The 8,985-nt window shown below is 73.1% G+C and carries 6 protein-coding genes; 3 read left to right on the top strand and 3 right to left on the bottom strand.

Annotated elements, in window-relative coordinates:
• Positions 1-733: 733 nt before the first annotated feature.
• The 3 genes from HCN52_RS18035 to HCN52_RS18045 all read right to left on the bottom strand — a co-directional run bounded on the left by HCN52_RS18035 (position 734) and on the right by HCN52_RS18045 (position 5,952).
• On the bottom strand, positions 734-3,730 hold the full coding sequence (locus HCN52_RS18035) for a 3-keto-alpha-glucoside-1,2-lyase-like domain-containing protein (RefSeq protein ID WP_168089486.1): 2,997 nt from the start codon (positions 3,728-3,730) through the stop codon (positions 734-736).
• A gap of 65 nt (positions 3,731-3,795) precedes the next feature.
• On the bottom strand, positions 3,796-4,557 hold the full coding sequence (locus HCN52_RS18040) for a cupin domain-containing protein (protein WP_168089487.1): 762 nt from the start codon (positions 4,555-4,557) through the stop codon (positions 3,796-3,798).
• A 330-nt stretch (positions 4,558-4,887) separates the two neighbouring features.
• Positions 4,888-5,952: a LacI family DNA-binding transcriptional regulator gene (locus tag HCN52_RS18045; RefSeq protein ID WP_209314687.1), complete on the bottom strand. Its 1,065-nt coding sequence runs from the start codon at positions 5,950-5,952 to the stop codon at positions 4,888-4,890.
• A gap of 265 nt (positions 5,953-6,217) precedes the next feature.
• Between HCN52_RS18045 and HCN52_RS18050 the strand changes: the two genes are divergently transcribed.
• From HCN52_RS18050 to HCN52_RS18060, 3 genes are read left to right on the top strand one after another with little or no spacing between them, the layout of a single operon-like run.
• Positions 6,218-6,973, top strand: coding sequence for an ABC transporter permease (locus HCN52_RS18050; protein WP_209314688.1), 756 nt, complete (start codon positions 6,218-6,220; stop codon positions 6,971-6,973).
• Between the two features lie 36 nt (positions 6,974-7,009).
• The gene (locus HCN52_RS18055; RefSeq protein WP_168089489.1) at positions 7,010-8,038 is read left to right on the top strand and encodes an ABC transporter substrate-binding protein; all 1,029 of its coding nucleotides are present in this window, start codon (positions 7,010-7,012) and stop codon (positions 8,036-8,038) included.
• Positions 8,039-8,040: 2 nt separating this feature from the next.
• Positions 8,041-8,871 (top strand): ABC transporter ATP-binding protein, encoded by an 831-nt coding sequence (locus tag HCN52_RS18060; RefSeq protein WP_376767153.1) that lies wholly within the window; start codon positions 8,041-8,043, stop codon positions 8,869-8,871.
• The last annotated feature ends 114 nt before the right edge of the window (positions 8,872-8,985 follow it).

Genomic DNA, 8,985 nt, shown 5'->3' on the forward strand with positions numbered 1-8,985 from the left:
GCCGCGGGGAGGGCGGGCGGCGACAGCAGCGCGACCGCTCCGACGGCGGCCAGCCAGGCTGCCACCGCGGCGGCGATCACGGACAGGGCGGCCCGGCGGGTGCTTCGACCCTCGGCGCGGGGCGCGGACGTTTCCGACGCGTGCCCCGGCGCGCCCGACGGCGCGGCGTGGTTCATGGGGAACTCCTCGTTCCGGAGAGCGCGCAGGGATGCGGGCCATCGCCGGCGGGGGGACCGGGGGTGTGCATCGGCCAGACCTCTAGACGTTCAACGGGCGTGCGGTCGGCGGGGAGATGAGGAGCCGGCGACTCGTCCCGGCCCTCCGCCCCCCGCGGTGCGTCCGGCTGCCGCGCCGCCACGCCGGTGTGACCGGCACACCGGGCGCCGTGCCCCTCCCGTCGCGCCGCGCACCGCAGGCGGACCGCGCCACAGCCCGGTCGAACACTCGTCTGGGCCGAACGCGTGGCCCACACAATAGTTGTAACGCGCCGATTGCTGAACCTGCGCAGCCACCGGGACGGGAACGTTCTCCCTCTTGTGACCGACACGCCGTCCGCGCGCGGGCGCGGGTGCCGGCGCCGACGCTCCGTCAGGGCTGCCTGCACGGCGCCGCGCGGCACCCGCGGCGCGGCTTCACCGGGCCGTCGCGGCGACCGCCGTCCCGGCACGGCGCGGCGGGCCCGCCCGGGGGACCCCGGGGCGAGCCCGTCGCGCTGGAGGGAGGTGGCGCCCGGTCAGTCCAGCTCGCGCACCTGGACGTCGCGGAACCACACGTCGGAACCGGTGTGGTGGTTCTGCAGCCCGATGCGCCCGGAGGCCAGGTCGCGATCGGGCGAGGCGTCGGTGGTGTCGAACTCGTTGATGAGGACGCCGTTGAGAAGCACCGTGATCTTGCGGTCCACCACGGTGATGTCGTAGCTGTTCCACTGCCCCGGCGGATTGAGCGCGGCGTCACGCGCCTCGATGTCCGCGCCCTGGAAGCCGTAGATCGCGCCCGTGGTCAGCTCGGGCACGTCGGTGGCGTCGATCTGCACCTCGTACGCCTGGTTCCGCACCCCGGCGTCACCGCCCGGGTCCGGCAGGCCGAGGTGAACACCGGAGTTGTCGTCACCGCCCATCTTCCAGTCCAGCTTCAGCTGGTAGTCGGTCAGCTCGTCCGGGTGGCTGATCAGGCCGAGCCCGCCGATGGAGCGCATGGTGCAGTCGGCCTGCGTGACGAACCCGCCCGGGCCCGCCATCTCCCATGCCGCCAGGCTCTCGTCGGTCCCGTCGAACAGCATCCGGTAGCCGTCCTCGGGCTGCGAGGGCGTGCAGGGCTCCTCCCTCAGCCGCAGGTGGTCCCAGTTGACGTGCCGGTCGTCGTCCTCGCCGGCCGAGACGGTGATGGTGTTGGTCCCCGCCTCCAGGTCCAGCAGTTCGACGTGGTCGGCCCAGGTCTGCCAGGTGTGGGTGGTCTCGACCGCGATCTGGCCCAGGTCCTCGCCGTTGACGTCCAGGGAGATCGTCTTGGTCCCGACGTAGGGGTTGGGCCCGTTGGCATAGCGGAACGTCACCGGATGGGTGCCGGCCTCCGCCACGTCCACCCGCCAGGTCAGTGAGGCGCCGATGGTGTTGAACCCGTCGACGAAGCCCTCACCCGTGAAGTGCGGGTGCTCGTCGTCGATGTCCGCGCCGCCGCGCAGCTCACCGTCCTCCGCCTCGTACACCCCGGTCTCGTTGGGCGGCGCGACGTACTCGGGGATGGAGTGCAGGGTGTACCAGGCCTCGGTGCTCCACAGCGGCGTCCCGTCCTCGGCCGCGAACGGCCGGGGGGAGCGCACGTGCGCCACCCGGTCCTCGCGCAGCCCGGGGATCACCAGGCTGACGGTGCGGCCGTCCGCCGACACCGACGCGTCGGTGACCGACAGCTCCTCCTGGTTGCGCTTCGGACCGCCGTACTGGGAGGTGGGGTTGTACGACCACTGCCGTACCAGATAGCGCTCGGCGAGGTCGTCGACCAGCTCCGCCGCCACCGGCTTGGTGTAGGTGATGTCGAAGCCGGAGGCGGTGACCTCCATCGCCCGCATGTCCATGGCGTCCTCGGAGGTCGCCGTCAACTTCTGCAGTCCGTAGGGGAACTTGCCCGGCTGCTCCCAGTTGCCGCCGCCTCCGATGCCGCCGACGTAGAGCGAACCGTCCGGCCCCGACGCGAGCCGGCTGACGCCGGACTCCAGTCCCTGGGTCATCCGGAACACGGCGCCCTGCTTGCGGCCCTCGACCTCCTCCAGATAGGCGCGCTGCAGACCGCCGTAGGTGACGTCCCCGATGAGCAGCTGGCCGGCGAAGGGGCCCTCCTCGGCCAGGACCGGGTTGGTGGGGGAGTTGGAGATCTCACCGTGCGGCAGCCACAGCACCGGATCGACGACCGGCCGGTCGTCGAAGGGGCCGGCGGGGGTGGTGTAGTGGTTGTAGAAGCCGCCCTCCTCGATCTCCACCAGCTTGGAGGCGGGCAGCCAGTCGCCCTGGTTGTCCGTCACGAAGATCTCGCCCTCGCCGCCCCAGCCGATCCCGTTGGGGGTGCGCAGCCCGCCGGCGACGTACTCGACCTCCCCGGTCGCCTTGTCGATCCGCACCGAGGTGCCCCGGTTGTCGACGTGCTGCGGCACGGTGGTGCGGCCGCCGGGGGTGATGGCGACGGAGAGGTTCAGGTAGTAGTGCTCCTCGTCGGCCAGCAGGCCGAACCCGAACTCGTGGTAGGTCCCGCCGCTGGGCCAGGTCGCCACGGTCTCCGTGTCCTCGTAGAAGCCGTCGCCGTCGGCGTCGACCAGCCGGCTCAGCTGGTGCTTCTCCGCGACGACGATCTCGCCGTCCTCGACGAGCACGCCCTGCGGCTCGTTCATGTCGGTGGCGACGACCTCCGTGGTGACCGTCTCCGGGCCGGCGTCCGCTCCCACGGTCCCGTCGACGATCTCCACCGCGCCGTCGAAGCTCTCCCGACCCGCCCAGGTGGTGATGACCATGCGGCCGTCGTCGAACCAGTCCATCCCGGTCACCCGGGGCTCGAACCCCTCCGGTCGGAGGTCGGTGACCTCGTAGTTCGGGTGCACCCCGGCCAGGGGCGCGTTGTCGCCGGGGCTCGCGTCGGCGTCCAGGCAGGACTTCACCCCGGGGGAGGTGACCCGGGTGACGCCCGCGTCGGTGGTCAGCGCCGACTCGGGGACCTTCTCGAACGCCGACGCGCCCGGCGGCCGCCACTCCAGGCGGAGCGCCTTGCCGTGCGCGCCCTGGAAGTAGGCGATCCGCAGGGCGTTCGGTCCCTCCGCCAGCTCCGCGGTGCCGTCCGCCCCGGTGGGCGGCTGGCGGCGGTCGTTCTCGATGATCTCCTCGTCGCCGATGTACAGCCGGGAGCCGTCGTCGCTGGTGACCCGGAACTCGTAGCTGCCGGCCTCCGGAGCATGGAGGTTGCCGATGACCTGCGCCATGAAGTTGTTGGCGGCGCCGCCGAAGTCGTCGGTGGTCTCCCAGTCGACGTCCGGTCGCAGCACGTCGATGTTGGGGGTCTGCCCGTCCGTCAGGGTGCAGATGCGCTCCGGTTCGAAGCCGACGTCGAAGACGCGGAGCGTCACCCCCGGTTCCTGCGGGGGGAGATCCTCGGCGGGGGAGGCCCCGGCGGAGGCCGCCGGGGTCAGGAAGGCGGCGAGCAGCGCGAGACCCACCGCCCCCGCCGCGTGCCGTCGTGATCGTGGAAGCATGTGCAGACTCCTTCGTCCGGTTGTCCGACGTTGCGCGGTCTCCGTGCCCCCGGGTCGCTCCGTTCTCAGATCACGCGGGTTCCGTCCCGCGCGGGGTAGGTGTCGAGCCGTCCGCACATTCCCCAGGCGTCCCCCGCCTCACCGCGGTGGACGGCGGCGGACCGCAGGTGCGCGGTGTCCCCGTCCGCGAGCGCCGCGAGCTGCGCCGCCGTCCGTGCCACCGCCGCGGCGGGCCCGGACTCGAAGGTGCGCCGCCAGGAGGCCAGTCGGGGGCGTACCAACCGCAGGGCCGCCGCGTGGAACGCGGTCGCGGCCGACGCGTCGCCCCGCGCCGCCCGGTCCCGCAGCGCGCCGTACCCGTCGAGGGCGAGGTCGCGGCGCCGCCGGGCGCTGCCCTCCGGGTCCGCCGGATCGAGCGCGGCCGCCGCACGGTAGGCGTCGGGGTCGGCCAGGACCTCCGGCGGGAAGGTGAACACGGCGTCACCTGCCTCGGGCAGACCCGCGTTCTGCATGAGGACGAGGATGCGGAGCTCCCCCTCGTTGACCAGGCGGTGGACGGTGCCCGGGGTGAACCAGACGAGGTCGCCCTCGGCGAGCGCCACGGTCCCCGCGCCCTCGGCGGTGACGACCTCCACGGCCCCGTGGCCCCCTGTCACCGCGTACGCCTCCGTGCAGGCCAGGTGCATGTGGGGCGTACCGCCGCACCGCCCGTCGGCCCCCGGCGGCGCGGGCCAGTCGTACACCCGCAGACGGGAGACCCCGACGGCGCCCGGCAACGCGGCCTCTCCGGCGGCGTCGCGGTGTTCGGCACGGTGCGGTCGGTCCACGGAGGGCTCCTCCCTCGGCGCCCACCGCCGCGCGGTGGCCCGTCGCCGGGCACGCGCGGGTGGGGGCGCGGGGTGCTGTGCGTCGGTGGCGGTGCGTGGGGCGGCGGGCGCCGGTCGGGCCCGCGGGGGTGGGGGTGGAGCTGGTGCGGCCGGTCGCGGTGGGGGTGAGGTGGGGGAGCCGCACGGCGGAGGCGGACAACTGCCGCATCCGTACGCAGAAAGCGTTTTCCATCCAGGACGGTAGGCCGCGTGAAATCCGCTGTCAACACAGCCGTCACAGTCCGGTGCGCGGGGGCGCCCGGCCGCGCGGTCGGCGCCGTCGACCGCGCGTCACCGCTCCCGGGGGGCTCCGCCGCGTCGGTCCGGGGACGAGTCGCGCAGCCTGACCAGCCCGGGAACCAGCACGTCCTCCCCGCCGCACGCCTCCGGGTCGAGGGCGAGCCGAGCGGCGCATTCGCCGATCTCGGCGAGGGGGAAGTGCACGGTGGTGAGCCTCGGGGTCACGTCGGCGGCGGTCTCGATGTCGTTGAACCCGGTGACCGCGATGTCCTCGCCGGGCCGCAGCCCGCCGTCCCGGAGCGCCGTCATGGCTCCCACCGCCATGAAGTCGTTGCCCGCGCAGAGCACGTCGGCCGCGGACAGCCCGCCGTTCGCCAGCAGCCGGCGGGTGGCGCGGTAGCCGCCGCGGCGGTCGAACGCGTCGCTCTCGACCGCGATCACGCGACCGCCCGAGGCGGCCAGTCCCTGGCGGAGGCCTTCGGTGCGCTCCCGTACGGTCTCCAGTCGCCCGGCCCCCGTGACGACGACGGCCCGGCGGTGGCCGAGGCCGGCGATCGCGGTGCCGAGGGCCCGGGCGGCGTCGAGGTTGGCCGGGCGGACCGCGGGCAGCCCGCCCGACGGTCGGCCGATGAACACGGCGCGGCCCCCCGCGTCGACCAGGGAGCGCAACTCCGCCAGCAGCGCTTCGCTGTGCCGGCTGCCGAGCGTGCGGCTGCCGGCGACGAGGACGGCGCGGGGGCGCTGCCCGCGGATCGTGCGCAGGGCGGTGAGTTCGCGACCGGTGTCCCGGCCGGTGACGGCGATGGTGACGATGGCTCCGTGGCGCTGCGCGGAGCGGGCGACGCCCGCGGCGATCGCCGAGAAGTAGGGGTCGTCGATGCTGCTGACCAGCAGGGCGAGCACGGGTGCGGTGCCCCGCGCCATGGCCTGTGCCGACAGGTCGGGGCGGTAGTCGAGCTCCCGCGCGGCCCGCAGGACCCGCTCGCGGTGCTGCTGTCCGACGCGACGGGTGCTCTGGTGCAGCACCCGGGAGGCGGTGGCGGGCGACACCCCGGCGCGGGCCGCGACGTCGGCGAGGGTCGGGCCGCCGCCCGGGCGACGTCTCGGCTTTCGCACGGACCACCCCGTTCCTCTCCAGCCATTGACGCCCCATCGGACCGTCCTTAACATCCCCGAAATGGGAAAGCGCTATCCCTGCCCGGCTGATATTTCGTCGGCAAGCGCTTTCCAGGCACGGTCAGGCTCCATCCGTCGTCCCCACCAGCGACGCGAGGTCCGCATGACGCAACAGACCGAGAACGTGCCCGCCCGAACCGCCCCGCGCGGCTCGGACCCACCGACGAACCATCCACCCCGACAGAGAACCCGCCGGGCGACCCGCATGAGCGCGGCGGTCCATCCCGCCGTCTTCCTCGCCCTGCTGCTGGCCACCTGGTTCCTCGTCACCGGCGCCGGGATGGTCCAGCCGTACATCATCCCGTCCCCGGCGGACACCTGGGCGGCCTTCGTCGACCACCCCGCGTACCTCTGGTCGCACACGCTGGTGACGACGGGGGAGACCGTCGCCGGCTTCGTCATCGCCGCCGTCGTCGGCGTCCTGGTCGCCGTGCTGATGGTGTATTCCCCCGCGCTGGAGAAGACGTTCTACCCGCTGATCCTCTTCGCCCAGGTGATTCCCAAGATCGCCATAGCCCCGCTCTTCGTGGTCTGGCTGGGATTCGGCGCGAGCCCCAAAATTCTCGTCGCGGTCCTCATGGCCTTCTTCCCCGTGGTCATCTCGGGTATCAGCGGTCTGCGGTCGGTCGATCCGGAACTGCTGGAACTCACCTCCACGATGGGTGCCTCGCGGCTGCGGACCTTCTGGAAGGTCAGATTTCCCGCGGCGCTCCCGGAACTGCTCTCGGGGCTCAAGGTCGCCGCGACGCTCGCGGTCACCGGCGCGGTCGTGGGCGAGTTCGTCGGCGCGAACTCGGGGCTGGGGTACGTGATCCTCCAGGCCAACGGCAACGTCGACACCGCCATGCTGTTCGCCGCACTGATCATCATGTCCGCCCTGGGCGTCCTGCTGTTCGCCGTCATCCAGGTCGCCGAGGCCCTGCTGATCCCCTGGCACGCCTCCCGCCGCAACCGGGGTTGAACCCGGTCTCCCCCATGCACCACGGAAGGACGCCCCATGCCCGTACGCACTTCGGCCCGTCCGGCCCGTTCGACCGGAACCGCGCTGCTCGCCGGCGCCTGCGCGCTCGCCCTCGCCGCCTGCGGCGGTCAGGACGGCCCCGGGGACGGCGAGCGCGTGACCCTCCAACTCAACTGGTATCCCTACGGGGAGCACGCCGCCTTCTACCACGGTGTCGCGGAAGGAATCTACGAGAAGCACGGCATAGCGCTGACGATCGAGGCCGGCCAGGGCTCGGCCCGGGTCGTGCAGGCCGTCGGGCAGCGGGACTTCGACTTCGGCTGGGCCGACACCCCCGCCCTGCTGGCCAACGTGGACCAGGGCGTCGACGTGCGCTCCGTGGGCGTCTACCTCCAGTCCACGCCCTCGGCGGTCCAGGTCTTCAGCGACACCGGCATCCGGGAGCCGGAGGACCTGCGGGGCCGGACCATCGCCGTCTCCGCAGGCGACGCGGTCACGCTCACCTTCCCGCTCTACCTCGACGCCGTGGGCCTCGCGGAGTCCGACGTCACCCAGCAGAACCTCGACTCCGCCGGCAAGAACGCGGCCATGATGGTGGGACGGGTCGACGGCCTCATCGGGTTCGCCCACGACCAGGGGCCCAAGATCGCCGACGAGAGCGGTCGGGACGTCACCTACCTGCGGTACTCCGACGCCGGCCTCAACTTCTTCAGCAACGGGCTGATCGCCCACAACACCACCATCGCCGACGACCCCGACCTGGTGGAGCGCATGGTGGCCGCCACCACGGAGGCGTTCACCGCCGCTCAGGAGGACCCCGAGGCCGCCGTCGAGGCGATGGCCGGCAAGAACCCGCAGATGCCGTCGGCCGAGGTGCTGCTCCAGCAGTGGCAGGAGACGATTCCGCTGCTCTCCACCGACCGCACCGAGGGAGGCGCGCCCGGCGCCACCGACCCGGCGGACTGGCGGAACACCATCGAGGTGCTGGCCGAGGCCGGGCTGCTCGACGAGGCGCGGGAGACCGACGCCTACTTCGACGGCTCCTTCACCGGCGGAGGGGAGTGACCGTGTTCGCACGGAGGCAACGCGTCGACGGGCCGCCCGCCCCCGCCGCCCTCGGCCACAGCGACGCCATGGTCGAGACCCGCGGGGTGGACGTCACCTTCCGCAGCAAGGGGCGGACCGTCCAGGCGCTCAGCGGCATCGACCTCACCGTGGCGCGCGGTGAGTTCGTCAGCATCGCCGGCCCCTCCGGGTGCGGCAAGTCGACGCTGCTGCGGGTCGTCGCGGGGCTGACCGAGGTCACCGCCGGCGAGGTGACACTGCGAGGGACCAGGGTCGCCGGGCCGCGCCGTGACGTCGGCTTCGTCTTCCAGCGCGCCGCGCTGCTGGACTGGCGGAACGCCCGGGACAACATCCTCTTCCAGGCGGAGATGCGCGGACTGCCCCGCGACCGGTCCCGGAAGCGCGCCGCGGAACTCATCGAGATGACCGGGCTGTCCGGCTTCGAGACCGCCATGCCCTACGAGCTGTCGGGCGGCATGCAGCAGCGGGTCTCCCTCTGCCGAGCGCTGCTCCACGAACCGGACGTCCTGCTCATGGACGAGCCGTTCGGAGCGCTCGACGCGCTCACCAGGGAGAACATGAACGTCGAGCTGCGGCGTATCTGGGAGGCCACGGGTATGACGGTGGTCCTGGTGACCCACTCGGTCGCCGAGGCCGTCTACCTGGCGTCCCGGGTGGTGGTGATGGGGCCCCGGCCGGGCCGGGTCATCGAGGAGTTCGCGGTGGACCTCCCCGGTCATCGCGCCTACGAGCAGACGCTGGAGAGCGCGGAGTTCCAGCGTGTCGGCGCGGCCGTCCGCGAGCTGCTGGGGGCGGCCGCCGCGGGCGACTGACGCCCCCGGGGCGGCGCGCCGGGGCCAGCCGCGGCTCCCGGGCCCCGAACCGACCGACCCGATGCTTCCGCTCTGCCCCCGGCCCCGCCAGACCCCGCACCGCCCCGCCAGGCC

Origin of the sequence: Streptomyces bohaiensis, assembly GCF_012033785.1 — a bacterium.
In the GTDB taxonomy this organism is placed as follows: Bacteria; Actinomycetota; Actinomycetes; order Streptomycetales; family Streptomycetaceae; genus Streptomyces; species Streptomyces bohaiensis.

Coding starts and splice junctions, on each gene's coding strand:
- HCN52_RS18035 (WP_168089486.1), bottom strand. CDS start 3,730: ATGCTTCCACGATCACGACGGCACGCGGCGGGGGCGGTGGGTCTCGCG.
- HCN52_RS18050 (WP_209314688.1), top strand. CDS start 6,218: ATGAGCGCGGCGGTCCATCCCGCCGTCTTCCTCGCCCTGCTGCTGGCC.
- HCN52_RS18055 (WP_168089489.1), top strand. CDS start 7,010: ATGCCCGTACGCACTTCGGCCCGTCCGGCCCGTTCGACCGGAACCGCG.